17 protein-coding genes are annotated in these 18,087 nt (G+C 32.9%); 9 read left to right on the top strand and 8 right to left on the bottom strand.

Translation table 11 applies throughout. The features are described 5' to 3' along the window. Nucleotides 1-42: 42 nt before the first annotated feature. The 5 genes from recG to ACFOWA_RS12940 form a co-directional block, all read right to left on the bottom strand. Nucleotides 43-2,148 carry an ATP-dependent DNA helicase RecG gene (gene recG, locus ACFOWA_RS12960; protein WP_378985777.1) on the bottom strand — a complete coding sequence of 702 codons (2,106 nt, stop codon included), beginning with the start codon at nt 2,146-2,148 and terminating at the stop codon, nt 43-45. Between the two features lie 4 nt (nt 2,149-2,152). Then, the gene (locus tag ACFOWA_RS12955) at nt 2,153-3,055 is read right to left on the bottom strand and encodes an EamA family transporter (RefSeq protein WP_378985775.1); all 903 of its coding nucleotides are present in this window, start codon (nt 3,053-3,055) and stop codon (nt 2,153-2,155) included. A 2-nt stretch (nt 3,056-3,057) separates the two neighbouring features. After that, complete coding sequence (locus tag ACFOWA_RS12950; RefSeq protein WP_378985773.1) at nt 3,058-3,438, bottom strand: RidA family protein; 381 nt, start codon at nt 3,436-3,438, stop codon at nt 3,058-3,060. A 12-nt stretch (nt 3,439-3,450) separates the two neighbouring features. After that, nucleotides 3,451-3,588: a DUF6728 family protein gene (locus ACFOWA_RS12945; RefSeq protein ID WP_231729815.1), complete on the bottom strand. Its 138-nt coding sequence runs from the start codon at nt 3,586-3,588 to the stop codon at nt 3,451-3,453. Nucleotides 3,589-3,687: 99 nt separating this feature from the next. Beyond that, nucleotides 3,688-5,052, bottom strand: a complete 1,365-nt coding sequence (locus ACFOWA_RS12940) for an OmpA family protein (RefSeq protein WP_123207511.1) — start codon at nt 5,050-5,052, stop codon at nt 3,688-3,690. Between the two features lie 170 nt (nt 5,053-5,222). Here ACFOWA_RS12940 and ACFOWA_RS12935 point away from each other — a divergent pair, with 170 nt between their 5' ends. Next, nucleotides 5,223-6,512, top strand: a complete 1,290-nt coding sequence (locus ACFOWA_RS12935; RefSeq protein ID WP_378985771.1) for an aminopeptidase P family protein — start codon at nt 5,223-5,225, stop codon at nt 6,510-6,512. Nucleotides 6,513-6,533: 21 nt separating this feature from the next. Here ACFOWA_RS12935 and meaB read toward each other — a convergent pair whose 3' ends face one another. Continuing rightward, nucleotides 6,534-7,436 carry a methylmalonyl Co-A mutase-associated GTPase MeaB gene (gene meaB, locus ACFOWA_RS12930; RefSeq protein ID WP_378985769.1) on the bottom strand — a complete coding sequence of 301 codons (903 nt, stop codon included), beginning with the start codon at nt 7,434-7,436 and terminating at the stop codon, nt 6,534-6,536. Between the two features lie 71 nt (nt 7,437-7,507). Between meaB and ACFOWA_RS12925 the strand changes: the two genes are divergently transcribed. The 7 genes from ACFOWA_RS12925 to ACFOWA_RS12895 all read left to right on the top strand — a co-directional run bounded on the left by ACFOWA_RS12925 (nt 7,508) and on the right by ACFOWA_RS12895 (nt 14,928). Continuing rightward, entirely contained in the window at nt 7,508-8,386 is an 879-nt protein-coding gene (locus tag ACFOWA_RS12925) for a glycosyltransferase family 2 protein (protein WP_378985767.1), read from the top strand. Then, the gene (locus tag ACFOWA_RS12920) at nt 8,387-9,373 is read left to right on the top strand and encodes a glycosyltransferase family 2 protein (protein ID WP_378985765.1); all 987 of its coding nucleotides are present in this window, start codon (nt 8,387-8,389) and stop codon (nt 9,371-9,373) included. Nucleotides 9,374-9,505: 132 nt separating this feature from the next. Continuing rightward, on the top strand, nt 9,506-11,341 hold the full coding sequence (locus ACFOWA_RS12915) for an ABC transporter ATP-binding protein (RefSeq protein WP_378985763.1): 1,836 nt from the start codon (nt 9,506-9,508) through the stop codon (nt 11,339-11,341). Between the two features lie 3 nt (nt 11,342-11,344). Continuing rightward, nucleotides 11,345-12,145 (top strand): hypothetical protein, encoded by an 801-nt coding sequence (locus ACFOWA_RS12910; RefSeq protein ID WP_378985761.1) that lies wholly within the window; start codon nt 11,345-11,347, stop codon nt 12,143-12,145. Next, on the top strand, nt 12,145-13,035 hold the full coding sequence (locus tag ACFOWA_RS12905; RefSeq protein WP_378985759.1) for a glycosyltransferase: 891 nt from the start codon (nt 12,145-12,147) through the stop codon (nt 13,033-13,035). Before ACFOWA_RS12910 ends, ACFOWA_RS12905 begins: the two co-directional genes overlap by 1 nt. A gap of 13 nt (nt 13,036-13,048) precedes the next feature. Next, a complete protein-coding gene (locus ACFOWA_RS12900; RefSeq protein ID WP_378985757.1) occupies nt 13,049-13,990 on the top strand; it encodes a glycosyltransferase in 942 nt (313 codons plus the stop codon). A gap of 14 nt (nt 13,991-14,004) precedes the next feature. After that, a complete protein-coding gene (locus ACFOWA_RS12895; protein ID WP_378985755.1) occupies nt 14,005-14,928 on the top strand; it encodes a glycosyltransferase in 924 nt (307 codons plus the stop codon). Here the strand turns inward: ACFOWA_RS12895 and ACFOWA_RS12890 are convergent. Then, the gene (locus tag ACFOWA_RS12890; RefSeq protein WP_378985753.1) at nt 14,923-15,801 is read right to left on the bottom strand and encodes a glycosyltransferase; all 879 of its coding nucleotides are present in this window, start codon (nt 15,799-15,801) and stop codon (nt 14,923-14,925) included. The genes ACFOWA_RS12895 and ACFOWA_RS12890 overlap by 6 nt on opposite strands. 68 nt (nt 15,802-15,869) lie before the next feature. On the opposite strand from ACFOWA_RS12890, the gene ACFOWA_RS12885 reads away from it, so the two are divergent. Next, the gene (locus ACFOWA_RS12885; RefSeq protein WP_378985751.1) at nt 15,870-17,042 is read left to right on the top strand and encodes an acyltransferase family protein; all 1,173 of its coding nucleotides are present in this window, start codon (nt 15,870-15,872) and stop codon (nt 17,040-17,042) included. Between the two features lies 1 nt (nt 17,043). On the opposite strand, the gene ACFOWA_RS12880 is transcribed toward ACFOWA_RS12885, so the two are convergent. Further along, nucleotides 17,044-18,009 carry a class I SAM-dependent methyltransferase gene (locus ACFOWA_RS12880; RefSeq protein ID WP_378985749.1) on the bottom strand — a complete coding sequence of 322 codons (966 nt, stop codon included), beginning with the start codon at nt 18,007-18,009 and terminating at the stop codon, nt 17,044-17,046. Nucleotides 18,010-18,087: the final 78 nt, after the last annotated feature.

Here is an 18,087-nt window from a genome sequence, read left to right as displayed (position 1 = left end):
ATGATTTATCGGCGAATTATTTTTCATGCTCAAAAGCCTTAATTAAGAAATTTTATCAAACGATATACCGCGTTCTAACTTTTGCAAATGTGCTTTAAGACCAGCATGTTCAGGTTTTTCTAGTTGTGGATCAGTTTCAAAAAGTTCGATAACAGTATTTCTAGCTTCTGATAAAATAATCTGATCTTTGGCTAAATCAGCCAGTTTTAAATCCAGCACACCACTTTGTTGTGTTCCGGTAATATCTCCAGGACCGCGAAGTTGCAAATCGATTTCGGATATTTCGAAACCATTATTGGTTCTAACCATCGTTTCCAAACGAACTTTTCCTTCTTTGCTTAGTTTATTACCACTCATTAAAATACAAAAGGAATAATCAGACCCACGCCCAACCCTTCCACGTAACTGGTGTAATTGCGAAAGACCAAATCGTTCGGCATTTTCGATAACCATCACCGATGCATTGGGCACATTTACACCAACTTCAATTACCGTTGTTGCGACCATTATCTGACTTTTACCATCAATAAACTGCTGCATTTCGAATTGTTTATCAGCATTTGGCATTTGTCCATGCACGATGCTAATTTGATAATCTGGTCTTGGAAATTGATAACTTAACTGTTCAACCCCTGCCTCGAGGTGTAGCAAATCTAACTTTTCACTTTCCTTTATTAGCGGATAAACAATATAAACCTGCCGTCCTTTTGCAATTTCCTGCTTCATAAAACCGAACATCCTCAATCTTTGTCCTTCAAAAAGATGCTTGGTTTCAATCGGCTTCCTACCAGCAGGCAATTCGTCGATAACAGAAACATCCAAATCACCATAAAGCGTCATAGCCAATGTTCGTGGTATTGGAGTGGCGGTCATAACCAAAATATGCGGTGGAATTATATTTTTACGCCATAGTTTCGCCCGCTGTTCAACACCAAAACGATGTTGCTCATCTATTACAACCAAGCCTAAGTTTTTGAATTGTACTTTATCTTCAATTAAAGCATGCGTTCCTATTAAAATATCAATCTCACCAGATTCTAATTGCTCGTGTAAAATTGTTCGATCTCTTTTTTTTGTGCTTCCGGTAAGTATGGCAACTTTTACCAAATCATCAGTTACCAATTCGGTTATAGAAGCATAATGTTGCCGGGCAAGTATTTCTGTTGGTGCCATCATACAAGCCTGATAGCCGTTATCATTTGCCAAAAGCATACTCATTAATGCCACGGCTGTTTTTCCGCTGCCTACATCACCTTGTACCAATCTATTCATTTGTACACCACGTTGTGTGTCAATTCGAATTTCTTTAACAACCCGTTTTTGGGCGTTTGTTAATTCAAAGGGTAAAAATTCATTGTAAAAACGGTTAACCTTATCGCCTACCTTATCAAACTTTACACCTTTAAACTTTAATTGACGGAGTTGCTTATTGTGTAGCAATTGTAACTGAATGAAAAACAATTCTTCGAATTTCAATCGCCGCTCTGCTGCATTTAAATCATGTTGATTTTTTGGAAAATGAATATTTAATAAAGCCGTTCTTTTATCGCAAAGCTGATATTTATTCAAAATATAGGAAGGTAAATTTTCTTCTACCTGCGGAATTAATTGATCCAATAATCCGGCAATTATTCTTTGTAAACCCTTCGAATCTAAAGTGAATTTTTTAAGCTTCTCGGTAGAATTATAAACAGGCTGCAATGTTAGGTTTCCTCTGCCTGCTGATTTATTTTGATAAAGCTCCATTTCTGGATGAGAAATGCTAAACGTTCCATTAAATAAGGTTGGTTTGCCAAATGCTACATAAGCTACGCCAACTGTGATATTATCTTCAACCCATTTCAAGCTCTGGAACCAAACCAGTTCCATTATCCCAGTATCATCTTTAAAAACGGCCACAATTCGCTTTGTTCTTTTCTCACCAACAACCTTTTTGCTAATTACTCTTCCAACAATCTGGATGTATTGCGAATCGAGATTTATCTCATTGATTTTAAAATATTTGGTTCTGTCGATGTATCGGAAAGGATAATGAGATAAAACATCCTGATAGGTGTACAGACCAAGATCTTTTTTTAAAACATCAGCTCGATTTGGACCAATGCCTTTTATAAACTCAACAGGGGTATTTAATATCGAGTTATACAATGTTTTACTGTTTCTTGTTTAAAACACTTTTGAGCAATTGCAAATTAAAAATAATAATCGATAACAGTAAAAGCAAGTAGGCAAATAACTGATGGATATCAATTTTCTCTTTAAAATAGAAAAATGCAACTGCAAAAGCAACTATCGGATTAAGATATATTAAAATTCCCAATGCAGATGATGGCATACCAACAAGCGCATAAGAATTTAGAAATAAGGGAACGATGGTAAAAACAATAGCAATTAAAAAAATATGCCACCAAAAAAAAGTTTCCGTTGGAAAAGCATTACCGCTAAACAAATACATTGGCAGCATAATTAATCCTGACAAAATTAACTGAACACCAAGAAAATTGAATTTATCTACATTTTGGATAACCTTAAGCACGATTACATATAATGCATAAAAAGAAGCAATAACAACTGCCCAAATAACTTCATGTAAAGAACCTGTTGCTAATAAAATGATACTAATAAACGCAACTACTATGGCGATGACTTTAGTTTTAGTAAGCCGTTCTTTTAGGATAAGAAAACCACATAATGCAGTAAGCAGCGGGCAAACCATGTAAGCAAATGCCGCAGCTTTGAGGCTTACGCTGTTTACCGCATAAATGTATGTAAACCAGTTGCCAGTTATTAATAATGCCGAAAAAATAGTTAGCAATAAAAGTTTTCTTTTTCCTTTTGAATTAAGCGATTTAACATAGCTTATATCATTCTTAAGTGCTGCTTTTCTAAATATAAGGATAGTTGTCCACACCATTATGATAGAAACGAATATCCTATAGTATAAAATTTCTTGAGGTGGAAAGTTTTTTATATCCCGTAGCGGAATAGACATCGTGCCCCAGATGATGTATGGAATAATGCCAGCAAGAAAATATTTGCTTTTGCTTGCCGCCAAAATTATTCAACTATGGCGATAACAGAAATTTCTACATTAACATTTTTTGGCAATACAGAAACCTGTACAGTTTCACGAGCAGGGAAATCGGCAGTAAAATACTGACCATAAATTTCATTAACCTGTGCAAAGGTACCCATGTCAGTTAAAAAAATTGTAGATTTTACCACATTATCGAACGTCAAACCAGCTTCTAATAAAACTGCTTTAAGATTTCGCATAACCTGGTGCGTTTCATCATCAATATTATTGATGTTTAATTCTCCACTTTCTGGGTTGATGGCTACCTGACCAGATACAAATAGAAAATTGCCAGCTTGCACAGCCTGACTATATGGACCTATTGGTGCAGGTGCATTACTGGTTGTAATTATTTTTTTCATAAAGTATTGCAATTATTTAGCAAGCCATTGAATGAGCTTGTAGATTATGCCAGCAAGAAATACAGAAATAGCCAATGCATTTATAAAATGCATTATTTTTAAATTTATGTTATTTGGCCTGTTCGGATCTTTTTTCCTGAAGAAGTACATAATACAAACTTAGGTAAAAACCTTTATACAGAAAATTAAAAGGCATAAAAAAAGTCCCGATTTGCATCGGGACTTTTTTATAAACTTTATATTGAAATACTAGTTTCTAGCAGTTTCAACACGACGGTTTTGGATACGACCTTCTTCAGTATCGTTAGAAGCAATTGGATTAGCTTCGCCATTACCTTTAGTAGCAACTTGACTAGCGTTAACACCAGAGTTTACTAAGTAAGTTTTAACAGAATTTGCTCTGTCTTTAGATAATTTCATGTTATATGCAGCAGTACCTTCGCTTGAAGCGTAACCGTTTACAGTTACTTTACCACCGTTTTCACGTAACACTGAAGATAATTTATCTAAAGTTGGATAAGATTCAGTTTTTAATACTGATGAGTTAAAATCAAAGTTGATTTTTTCGAAACCAGTTACATTTGAAGCACTATCAACTGGCGCAGTCATTTTTGGAAGTGGACATCCTGAACCATCAACAGCAGTACCTGCAGGAGTTCCTGGGCATTTGTCGAATTGGTCAGCAACACCGTCACCATCAGTATCTTTTTTCAAATCTTCAACAGATTTTTCAACAGCAGAAACACGGTTTTTCAAAGCTTCAACTTCTTGACGTAAAGTTGGATCTTTTAAATCATCGTACATTGTAGCTAATGGGTTAGACCACTCTAAGCTTGGTTTAGCAGATGAACCTAAAGAGAATTCTAAACCAGCATAACCGTAAGAGAATTTATCTTTAGTAGTTCCTTGAGCATAAATACCATCTAAGTTATCAGCATCAACAAAGTTCATAGTGTAACCTAAGTTAAAGTTAACACGCTCAGATACTTTGAATTTAACACCAACACCTACTGGGATATACATAGCTTTTACATAATCTTTAGCCTCATGTGGATCTCCAACTGGACCAGTAGCTCTACCTTTCCAATCAACAACATTACCGTTAGTGTAAGTTACTTTTGGAGCATAAGCCATGTAACCAGCACCAGCTGTAACGAAGAAACCTACTGAATTCTCACGACGTAAGAAATCGATAGAACCAACATTAACAACACCACGTAAATCTACAGCATATTGTAATTCAGTTTCGAATTCTCTAGCAGTTGCGCTTCCAGGAGCGATTGGGCCTGTAGTAGCATCATTAGAACCTGATACTTTACCACGTACACCATTTAATTCTAAAGCAAATGAATGACCTAATTGTTTACGGATATTTAAACCGTAACCTAAATTAACATCCCATTTGTTGAAGTCATTTGAACCACCGATAGCAACAACTGGTGCTAAAACACCACCGTTAACGCCGATAGACCAAGTTCTGTACTGTCCTCTTCCACCAAAAACTTTGGTAGAAGAAGTAGTTGCAGGAGTTTCCTGAGCGACAGCAAGAGAAGCTACTCCTGTTAATGCCACTAAAGAAAGTGCAACACTTTTCTTTAAAGTAGAATAATTCATAATCTTTTTTCTTTTTAAGGGTTAAACAATTAATTGATTAATTTTTTAGTAACTGCAAAATTAAACAAAATATTAAAATTTCAAACTTTTATACAAACTCCGTTCCAAACTTCTTTACATTTAATCATTTTCTTACATTTGGCCACTACCCATTTTACACCATATTAGTTATGAAATACCCACGAATCAATCAGGATTTATTTATTTTAAATAGAAAAAACTTTGTTAAAAAGCTTAAGAACAACTCTTTAGCTATATTTCAATCAAGTGATGAATTCCCACGTAGTGGCGACCAAAACTATATCTTTAAGCAAAATCCAGATTTATTTTATTTATCAGGAATCGACCAAGAACAGACAATTTTGCTATTATATCCTGATTGTCCTAACCCAATGTACAGACAAGTCCTGTTTTTAAGACAGACAAATGATCATATAAAAGTTTGGGAAGGTTATAAATATACAAAGGAACAGGCAAAGGCTACATCAGGAATTGAAGCAATTTATTGGTTAGAGGATTTTGATAATATTTTGCACAGTATTGTAAACTATGCAGATAATATTTACCTAAATACGAACGAAAATGATAGGTATGCGCACTCGGTACCATACCGTGATATTCGTTTTATAGAGGAAATGCGCTCCAAATATCCGTTACACCATTATGAGCGTTCTGCACCAATAATGCGAGAATTAAGATCTACTAAATCGGAGATAGAAGTTGAATTGACAAAAAAGGCTTGTAGTTTAACTCGAGATGCATTTTTAAGGGTTTTAAAGTTTACCAAACCTGGCGTAAAAGAATATGAAATTGAGGCCGAAATTATACATGAATTTATTCGAAATGGTTCAACTGGGCATGCATACACGCCAATTATAGCGTCAGGACACAATGCAAATATTTTGCACTACAATGATAACAACCAAGTATGTAAAGACGGCGATGTGATTCTGTTCGATTTTGGTGCTGAATATGCAAACTACAATGCTGATATGAGTCGCTCTATTCCTGTAAATGGAAAATTTACCCAAAGGCAAAAAGATGTTTACAATGCTGTTTTACATGTAATGAAAGAAGCGACGAAGTTAATTGTTTCTGGAACTGTATTAAGCACATATCATGAGGCTGTTGGAGAGATTATGACAGAACAATTGATAAATCTTGGATTGTTATCAAACACTGATGTTAAAAGCCAGAACCCAGCGTGGCCAGCTTATAAAAAATATTTTATGCATGGTACATCGCATCATTTAGGTATTGATGTACATGATTTTGCCGGGCGATATACTCCATTTGCTGAAGGAAACATTTTAACAGTAGAACCTGGAATTTACATACCAGAAGAAGGTTTGGGCATTCGCTTAGAGAATAATATTTTAATTACATCAACAGGAAACATAGATTTAATGGCTGACATTCCTTTAGAAGCAGAAGAAATTGAAGATCTAATGAACAGCTAAAAGATTATAAGTTAAATAGTTTTAACTGCTTTTTTCAAACGCCTCAGAAAAACGGTAGATGTTAAAATCATCTTTTTTCATCGCTTCGTGAATACTATCACGAAGCCTATGTTTATCAATAGGTTTCATTTTACTGTACTGAATAAGTTTCCATGCTTTTTCAGCAAATAAAAATTCTTTAGTTGCATTTTGATTTCCTTCTGCAGGTTTTATAATCCAGTCACACAAATCGTTTATGCCTTCGTTTTTATCGGCTACGGTTTTTAAAATCGGAATAACTTTAGCCCCTTGATGAACGATTTTTTTAAGGTTGTTGGCAAAAGTTGCCGCACCATCCCTATCAGCCTTATTAATTACAAAACAATCGGCAATTTCCATTAAGCCTGATTTTATGTTTTGAATTTCATCACCAGATTCGGGGACTAAAACAACAATAGTTTTATCGGCCAAACCAGCAATCTCTACTTCTGATTGACCAACACCAACTGTTTCTACTAAAATTAAATCGAAGTTAGATGCTTTTAATACATCAACCATTTCGATGGTTTTGGCAGAAATACCACCCAAAGCGCCGCGTGTAGCAAGCGAGCGTATAAAAACGTTTGGATTATTAAATTGTGCAGCCATTCTAATTCTATCGCCCAGTAACGATCCAAAATTAAAAGGTGATGTAGGATCGATAGCTAAAATTGCAACACGCTTACCATCATTGGTAAACTGATTGGTTATAGCATTAACCAAGGTACTTTTCCCAGCACCCGGTGGTCCTGTAATACCAATCACTGGCACATTTTTCATGCTATCTAAATCTTTTAAAAGTAAGTTTGCCGGTGCAATATCATTCTCTACCAAAGTTAAAACCCTGGCTAAAGTCTTATAATTTCCTTGCTTAATTTCGTTTAAAAGAGTTAGATGGGTATTCATCAATAAAACTATATTTGTACAAATAAACAAAATTATAACCCGGATATAAGTCAAATCCGCAAGAATTTTAAATGAAAGTTACCGGATTTACCTTTATAAGAAATGCCGTTGCAAATGATTACCCTATTAAAGAAGCAATACTTTCGGTTTTGCCGCTTTGCGATGAATTTATAGTTGCGTTAGGTGATTCTACTGATGAAACTTCTGAATTGGTAAAAAGTATTAACCCCGAAAAAATTAGAACAATTGATACCATTTGGGATGAAACTTTAAAAGAAGGCGGGCGTGTATTTGCAGCTGAAACCGATAAAGCATTGGCTGAAGTTTCAAGAGATGCAGATTGGTTAATTTATATTCAAGGCGATGAAGCCATTCACGAAGATTATTTACCTATAATAAAAATGGAAATGGAAGCAGAACTTAACAATAAAAAAGTTGAGGCTTTGCTTTTAAAGTACAAACATTTTTATGGTTCTTATGATTATGTGGCAGAATCAAGACGGTGGTATAGAAGAGAAGTTAGGATTTTGAGGAATACACCGGGCATACATTCTTATAAAGATGCTCAAGGTTTTCGAACTAATGACAAGAAACTTAACGTTAAACTTATTGATGCTTACGTATATCATTATGGTTGGGTAAAACCACCAGCAGGTTTACAAGGTAAAGTGCGTAACTTTAATAAATACTATCAAACCGAAGATTGGATTGAACAAAATTATCCGGTACAAAAAGCGTTTGATATGCGAAATGCCGATAGATTGATTCATTTTACTGGCACTCATCCAAAAGTTTTGCAAAAAAGAATTGATGCTGCAAACTGGAAATTTGAAGATGATTTAACAAAGCAAACACCAAAAATGAATTTTCGTAGATTGATGCTTCAAAAAATAGAAGATTTTACCGGCTTGCGTTTGTTCGAATACCGCAATTATAAAATCGTAAAGTAGATGCTAAAAAGTGTTTCAATCATAATACCGAATTATAATGGCAAACATCTGCTGGAAAAATACCTTCCTTCAGTTTTTATTGCGGCTAAAAATGCAAACACACTATTTGAAGTTATTGTAATTGATGATGGTTCTAAAGATGATAGTATTGCTTACATTAAAGCACACTACAGCAATGTTAAGCTATTAATTAATGATAAAAACCAAGGATTTTCATTTACCTGCAATCAAGGTATTCGAGAAGCACAATATGAATTAATTCTACTCTTAAATTCGGATGTTAAGCTTACACCTGATTATTTTGAACATCAATGGAAATATTTTACCAAGCCTGACACTTTTGGTGTAATGGCTAGAATAATGAGTATTGATGAAAAGAAAATAGAGGATGCCGCCCGTTTGCTTTACTACAGCGGGTGCAGAATTAAAGCAAATAAATTTTATTACAGCGAAAACCAGACTGATGATGCCGTTTACACCGCATATCTATCTGGAGCTAATGCCTTAGTTGATGCAAAAAAACTGAAAGAGCTAGGTGGTTTTGATGAGATATTTTCTCCCTTTTCATCAGAAGATTTTGATTTAAGTTTACGGGCCTGGCAAGTAGGTTGGAAATGTTATTATGAACATCAATCGGTTTGCTATCATCACGTTAGTGGCAGTACCAAAACGCAAATAAAATCAGATTTTATAAAGAAGATATACTATAGAAACAGATTTTTCTTACAACGCATACAATTACAAGGATTGCGTTTAACTTTATTACCTCTTCATTTATTATTTGCCGAGATAATACCTAAAGTTTTAACAGGGAAATTTTGGATAATAGATGCCTATAAACAATATTTAGCATCGTTTACATTAATTAATAATAGCCGAGATAAGCTCACTAATTTAAAGATGAAGAACAATTCATCAATAGGAATAACAGAGGTGATGGAAATAATAAATCAATCTATTTCAGGAAAAAAAATAAAACGATTGTAAATTTAACAGACCTACTATTACATACCCCAATGGTTTATTTCAAAACCGTTACATTTGCTGAGTTTATTCAGATTTTTTTTTGGGAGGTGTACGTAGTTCATCATCCATTGTACATATTCCATTTTAATAAAAATGAAGATTTATTTTCGGTTATTATCTTTTGCCAAACCCATAGAAAAATTTGCAATCCCTTATGTTATTGCAACTTTGTTATCAATTCTGTTTGGAACATTTAATCTTGCATTGCTTTCTCCATTGTTCGAAACTTTACTAAATGCTAATAAAAGTGTGGATAAGAGTGATAGCTTGACGAACAAAGCTGCTGAATCATTCTCTCTTTTAGGTAAATTAAGAGAATTAGTTAATGAATCCATTTCAATTAATTCTATAGAAACAACCTTATTATATGTGTGTGTAATCATTGTGGTTTCCGTATTACTGTCTAATCTTTTCAGATATTTTTCTCAGCGATATATGGAAGATTTAAGGGTTCATACGCTGCTCAATTTCAGAAAAAGGGTATTCGACAATGTAATGAATTTGCATGTAGGCTTTTTTAATAATGAACGTAAAGGTGATATTATTTCTAAGGTAGCTTCAGATGTTCAAGTGGTTCAATTTACCGTAACTAATACCCTTCAAGTAGTTTTTAAGGAGCCAGTAACCTTAATTGTATATATAATTTTACTTTTTAATATTTCTGCAAAGCTTACACTATTCTCCCTTTTAGTAATCCCAATTTCGGCTTTTATCATCAGTAAAATAGTTAAGCGCTTAAAACAACAAGCCAAAGAATCGCACGAATCCTTTGCAAAAATGATAGGATTCTTAGATGAATCTTTAAGTGGAATTAAAATTATCAAAGCATTTAATGCGACAGAACGAGTAAAGGATAAATTCAATAATGAAAATATTTTTTATTCTAACTTAACTAGAAAAATGGTTAGGAGGCAGCAATTAGGCTCTCCTGTATCTGAATTTTTGGGTGTTTTAATGATTGCTATTATTGTTTGGTATGGCGGAACGCTTATCTTACACAACGATGAAACTGCTCTTGCTGCTTCTGATTTTATTGCGTATATAGCCATATTTTCTCAGGTTATGCGACCTGCAAAAGCCTTAACAGATTCATTTAGTGGCATTCACTCTGGAATTGCTGCCGGAGAGAGGGTATTAGAATTAATAGACACCAAGCCTGAACTGGTAAATAAAACAAATGCACAAAACCTAGAGACATTCAACGATTCTATTGTTTTTGAAAATGTTGGCTTTAGTTATGGCGATAAGCAAGTTTTAAAAAGCATTAATCTTGAAATAAACAAAGGTGAAACCGTAGCTTTAGTTGGCCCATCGGGTGGAGGAAAAAGCACTTTGATGGACTTAATACCAAGGTTTCATGATCCAAAAACTGGTTCAATTAAAATTGATGGCTTTGATTATAAGGATTTAACTGTTGAAAGTATTAGAGGCCAAATGGGTACTGTTAACCAAGAATCTTTCTTATTTAACGATAGTATTTTTAATAACATTGCTTTTGCCAAACCAGATGCTACAGAAGAACAAGTTATTGCAGCAGCTAAAATTGCCAACGCCCACGATTTTATTTTAAATACTGAAAGCGGATATCAAACTTTTGTGGGAGATAGAGGTAACAAACTTTCTGGCGGACAAAAACAAAGGGTTTGCATAGCAAGAGCAGTATTGGCAAATCCTCCAATTATGCTTTTAGATGAAGCTACCTCAGCTTTAGATACAGAATCTGAGAAACTCGTTCAGGATGCTTTGAACAACTTAATGAAAAACAGAACTTCCATTGTTATTGCACACCGACTAAGCACTATTCAACACGCTGATAAAATTATTGTTATTGATAAAGGTGAAGTTACAGAAACAGGAAGCCACCAGCAATTAATGTCGCGAAATGGCCTTTATAAACGTTTAATAGATATGCAAGCATTTAATGATTAGTGTATGAGTAGCATTTTAAACATCGCCAAACCGATTAATGCTCCTGAACATACTTTAGAATTTTCGATATGTACTCTTGTTACCCGTAAAGAGGAATATAATGAAATGCTCCAGGCCTTTTTGGATAAGGGATTTTCTAATTTACTTTGCGAATTTTTGTTTGCAGATAATACTAAAAAAAACGAGTTCGATGCATTTAGTGCTATAAATCAATTCTTAAAAATTGCCAAAGGAAAATACGTTATCATCTGCCATCAAGATATAATAATAAATAAAGATGATATTAATAATTTAAGAACTTGCCTAAACCAACTTGATGATTTTGACCCAAATTGGGGCGTTTGTGGAAACGCAGGTGCTGCTGGTCCAAATCATATCGTTTATTATATTTCTTATCCTGATGGAACTTTCATGAATAAAGGTAAGTTTCCTTTAAAAGTTACCGGCTTGGATGAGAATTTTTTATTAATTAAAAATACGGCAAATCTTAAAGTATCTAATAATCTTAAAGGCTTTCATTTATACGGAACTGATTTGGTTTTGCAGGCAGAATTAAATGGTTATTCCTCTTATGTTATACCTTTTAATTTAACTCATAAAAGTCGCGGAAACCGCGACGACGAATTTTTTAGGGTTAGAAAAGATTTAATTAAAAAATATAGTCGTTTTTTTAGAACCAGATGGATTCAAACTAATTCAACAGTATTTCATTTATCAGGAAGTTTATTAGGTAAATTATCAGGAAATGGCCTTTTCTTATTTTTTGTTAGAATGTTTAATGGCATTAAAAAGCGAAGACAATAATGGGCAATAATAAACCACTTGTTTCTATTGCATTATGTACTTTCAATGGAGAAAAGTATATTGCTGAGCAATTGGTTTCAATTCTGAATCAGGATTATTCAAACCTTGAAATTGTTATCATAGATGATAAATCGAATGATAACACCGTAAATATTCTTAAATCATTTTCAGATAAAAATCAAAACATTAAGCTTGTTTTAAACGAAACAAATATCGGTTTTAACAATAATTTTAGGAAAGCATTAGATTTATGTTCTGCTGAATATATTGCAATTGCAGATCAGGATGACGTTTGGGTAGAAAATAAGATTACACGCTTGATGGAAAACATTGGTGATAATCTCTTGATTTATCATGATTCAGCCTACATCAATAACCTCGGCGAGCCAACAAATAAAAGCACGCTTTCTCACCATCGTTTTGTGAAAGGAAACTGTGCAAAAAACCTGCTTTATTACAATTGTGTTTCTGGCCACACCTGCTTAATAAAAAAAGAACTTTTAACGTTAACAGCTGGTTTTCCAACTCATTTTTACTATGATTGGTGGTTGGCTTACACCGCCGCTTGCAGAAGCAAAATAACCTTTATCATCGATAAACTTGTGCTTCATAGAAAACATGAAGAAAGTTCTACAGGGAAAGATAAAACAGATGCTAAAACTACGAGAATAGCGCATTTGAAACTTTTCTACAATCATCAGGAAACGCCTAATAATCTTAAAAATTTTATTCAGTTGCTTTTAGATGGTTACAAGGAACTGGATAGGAACCATTTCTCTTCTAAGCTTTTTAAAACATTGTTGCTTAATTTCAATTCGTTGTTTTATGTAAGAAAACGTTCTTTATTTAGTATCTGTAACTTGATATTGAGAGAAAGCAAATCGAAATAACTAATTTTAATACATGTTAAATTTGCCTTTAATAAGTATTGCCGTTTGTACATATAATGGTAAAAATCATTTACATGAACAATTACAAAGTTTGGTTAACCAGGATTATCAAAACAAAGAAATTGTTATAATCGATGATAATTCTATTGATGGAACTTTCGAAATTTTAAAAAAGTATGAATCTGAATACTCTTGTATAAAATTATATCAAAACGAAAAAAACTTAGGATATATTAAAAATTTTGAGCTTGCAATATCTTTATGCATGGGCGATTTTATTGCATTAAGTGATCAGGATGATGTATGGCATTTGAAAAAACTAAGTACATTGCAAAAGTCCATTAATTCTGATTCAATCTTGATTTATCATGATTCAGCCCTGGTTGATTATGAAGGTAAACCATTAAATAGATCGCTTTCAAATACAATTGGATACTTGGATAATAGCGAAAGTAGGAATTTGCTGTTAAACAATTGTATTGCAGGCCATTCGGTGATGTTTAGAAATAAATTAAAAGATCACATTTTACCGTTTTATTCAACCATTCCACACGACCACTGGTTAGCTTACGTTGCTTCTATTGTTGGAAGAATCCAGTACTTATCAAATATTTTGGTTAATTATAGACAGCATAACTTTTCACTAACATATACCGAGCATGCAAAAGACAACCAAAGATTAGAAGTTGAGCATGAGCATAAAAATTCAGAAAAACTGAAGTTAAAAAACCTAAGGATTAATCATTTAAAAACACTAAAACTTTTTAATAGACATAATGCAAAAGACTTAAAGTTTATTGATAAGCTGATTGAGCTATTAGCTAACAAGTCCAATTCAAGCTTTGCCTTCTCCTTATTCTTTTTTTTAACTTTTCATCATAAACAACTTTTCAGTTTATATCACAAATCCTTTATGAGTACCATGGTATTAATTTTTAAAGAGTGTAAAAGTTAAATTAAACAAAAATTATGTTGAAGAACCCAAAAGTTTCAGTTGCTATATGTACTTATAATGGTGCCAAATTTATAAAATCACAGCTGGAAAGTGTTATTAACCAAACTTATAAAAATACCGAAATCATAATAATTGATGATAAATCTATTGATGATACCGTAGAAATTTGCAGATCATACATTGATAATCGAATATTTTTATCTGTTAATGAGCAAAACTTAGGGTACACTAAGAATTTCGAAAAAGCCATTATGCAATGCTCAGGAAAGTACATATGCTTATGCGACCAAGACGATATTTGGAACCTAAATAAAATAGAAATCTTAGTTGATGAAATTGGGAACAATGAATTGATATATCACGATTCTGATTTTATTGATAACGATGGAGCTAAAATAACTATGCCTACAATGGCAGAAAGATACCACATGTACCAAGGCAATAATCCACTACCTTTCTTATTGTTCAATTGTATTTCGGGGCACGCATCAATGTTTAAAAGCGATTTAATAAAATATTTATTACCATTTGATAAACGTTTTTTTCATGATTGGTGGTTGGCTTATGTAGCAGTTAATGTTGGTTCAATTAAATTTATTAATAAAGTGTTAGTTAATTATAGACAACATACGGATAGCATTACGGATAATCTTAGCCTTAAACCAACACTAAAAAACAAAGGAAAACGTGTTAAAATTGATTTAGATTGGCTTGAGAAAATTGCTAAGTTTGACTATAATAAGCAACCAATGTTAATTAGTAAAGCATTTTCGATTTTTAAAACCTTGCTGATGGGTAAAGGTAGATGGAGGGCGTTTATATTTATAGTTTCTTATTACGATGAACTTTTTTACATCGCGAACAGAAAAAGAAAAAGCTTGATCAGCAAAATAAACTTCGCCAGAAAACTAAGCTTATCCAATAAAAGCTTGCTATAGCCTTAAAGTTTTTCCTACTAGGTATCTATTCAGTTTAAGGAATAATTTAAAATCAAAGCGTCTAATCCCATCTTTATTCCATAATAACTGAACCACTTTTATTGCAGGAATTTTATTTGCCAAAGATTTATCTATAAAGTCTTTAAAAGTTCGTTTTTCAATTTGTATCCTAGTCCTTTTATCAAAATTCATTGTTTGAATGGGTAAGTATTTGTTCCACTTGCTGTGAAGCTTCATAACTTCCAACATCCAGGATTTATCAAAATTACCTTCAGAAAAATGCTGCAATAAAATATCGTAACGAACATTAATATCATAGTGCTGCCCAACCTGTAGCGAAAAATCAATATCATAGGCATGAAATCCTTTAAAGTTTTGCTCATCAAATGGATTTTCAGTTACAACTTTCTTCAATGTAGAAAACCATACACCATCAATGCAGGCCACCCGAGTATATTTCTCATTGAGTGGATTTCGAGTATGATGCATCTCTGTTTTGTCAGAAAATTTAAATGTTTGTATAATATTGGTTCGTTCTGTGTTTTCTGAGTTGCTGTGCCAACCAGATGGTGCAATGGCTTTGTAAATGCTTCCAGCAATTCCAATCAATCCAAGTTTTTCATTTTGCTTAAATGACTTACACACAATACTACCCCAATTGTAAGTTTTAATACTAATATCCTCATGCATAAAACAAAGAATATCATACTTAGCCATTCTAGAACCTTTATTGTACAATTCACAAAGACCTCTTTCTCCTCTAGCGTTGTCGAAACTAATAATTTCAAAATCGACTCCAATAGTATCCTCAATATTTTTAGATATATTTTTTAATAAAATATTTTTTGTTGATGCGATTATGATTGATATCATTAATATTTTTATTAAAAATCAGCTAGGGCGGTGTATTATTTTTAAGCGAAAATAATGAATCGATATTGATGCTGGAGATAATTAATGTTAAAAAAGCTACGTTATGGATATTAAAGGGAGTAAAATCAACCGATAGTTCTTATTATTGCAGAATTATTATGTTATCACCTATAAAAAAAGAAAAACTTAACTACGATTTTGTTGATTCGCTTCGATTCATAGCTATTATAACAATTGTTTTAGAGCACACTTACATGTGGCCTGAACCCAAATTTTTCAAAGACGTTTACGAACAATCGATTCAGTTGTTTACGATGCAGGTTTTTAAATTCGGAACTATTTTATTTTATATACTTGCAGGCTTTCTGATAGGCGATAAAATTCGCACTACAACCTCATTACAATATTTAAAAAAGCGTTTTGATGGAACCTTTAAACCCTGGCTTTTTTGGATAGGAGTTTTTTTAGTTTTAATCTACGCCAACTTACTTGTGGTTTACCTTAAGGGTAGCTGGTCTCCCATGTTTGAAAAACCAATCTGGGGATTTGGGGAGCAGATTTACGATATTATTGTTAAAACAAGTTTCTGGTTTATTTTAAATTTTTTGGGAAGTATTGCGATATTACTGATTTTTAGAAGATACCTTTATAAGATTCAGTTAGGCATATTTTTTGGTATTTGTTCTCTTTTTTACTCTGTAAATTTATATTACGAATGGATTTACAGCACACACACAACAGCTATATTAGGATTTGTATTTTACTTATGGTTGGGGGTTATTCTTCATAAAAATTTCCAACAATTTAATGATTGGATAAAAAGACGCTCTATTTATACCCTGTTACTGGCTTCTATATTTGCTTTGGTAATATCTTGCTATGAGAGTTACTATTTAATTAATGCCAAAATACAAGGCGATCCGTATAATACTTTAAGAGTTTCGAATATTGTTTACTCCTTGGTTTCCTTTCTTTTCCTTTATCGTTTAGGTAATCCAAAATGGATTAAAAAGTTAAATCCTCGAAGCAGTACATATGGTATACACCTGATTCATTTTATCATAATCATGCAAATATTACCACAAATTTTCAACCCCTTAGGAATAGGTCCAGAAGGAAAAACCTCGTTTGAACTGGTGATATTGCAGTATATTAGATTTTTTATTGTATACTTTGCCAGTTATTTTATTGTGTATATAATTAACAAATTTGATAAAATAAAGTGGATTATTGGACAGTAACTTACAGATTTGACTTGTATAAATAAAACACAGCAGTATCACCATTTTCCTCACTATTGAGTTTAATAGCCTGCTTTTGGTAGTTTTCTATTTCTTCTTTCGAAAAGTATTTCTCAAATGGATAGGCACACCTTTCATTGCTTTCCGGAAAAAGCTCGATATCCCGTTTATAAAGTTCGCTAGCTGTAAATTGAAAACTCAGTGAATCAAAGAGCTTGCTTCTTATTTCAAAGCCTGTTTGCTCAGCTAAAATTTTCATGCTTTTTACAGTATGAAGAAAGAAATGCCTTGGTGCATCTAACTGAACCCAATTTTCTTTATAAATATTAAATGCTTCTGCAATGATTGGTATGGCAATCATTAAGCAGCCATTGTCTCTCAATAATTTCAGGCAACCTCTTAGTACATCCTGCTGTTGAGGCATGTGCTCTAAAACATGATTCATGATAATTAAATCATAACTATTTGGAGTAAGATCCTTAATGTCTTTCTTTAAAATTTTCACACCAAAACCATGATCTATTTCTTTGGGAATAAATTTATCTACACCTTCTATATTTTCAAAACCCAAGTTAAACAAATCGCAAATCTGTTTACCTTTACCGCAACCTATTTCTAATATCCTATCTGAGAATTTCGGCTTAATAGGTTTTAGGTATCTTAAAACAGGTCTATTATCATTTAGTAATTTTTTAATCCTAATATTAGCAATAAGACGTTTAAAAAACGGTTGTCTTTTTAAAGGTGCAGTATCAGCATTAAATGAATAATAATATGCTGGATAGTATTTATCAATATTGTCTGGAAACTTATCTATTTGCAAGCAGTTACATGCAGAACATTGATTATATGTAAATTGATCACGGAAGCCGAACATCATTTCTTTAACGAGATAATTATCAGCAAATGGAGAATTGCAAATTTTACATAAATTGCCATCCGTCAGATGAGTATTTAAAATATTCAATAGTAAGTATATTTAATGTATTAGTCAATACAATGATAAACAAAAAGATGTAACTAAGTCTTAACACAAAAAAGTCGC

It is taken from the genome of Pedobacter lithocola (assembly GCF_042650845.1).
GTDB classification, from domain to species: Bacteria; Bacteroidota; Bacteroidia; order Sphingobacteriales; family Sphingobacteriaceae; genus Pedobacter; species Pedobacter lithocola.
The sequence above is the reverse complement of the archived record's forward strand: the minus strand, read 5'-3'. Positions and strand labels throughout refer to the sequence as shown.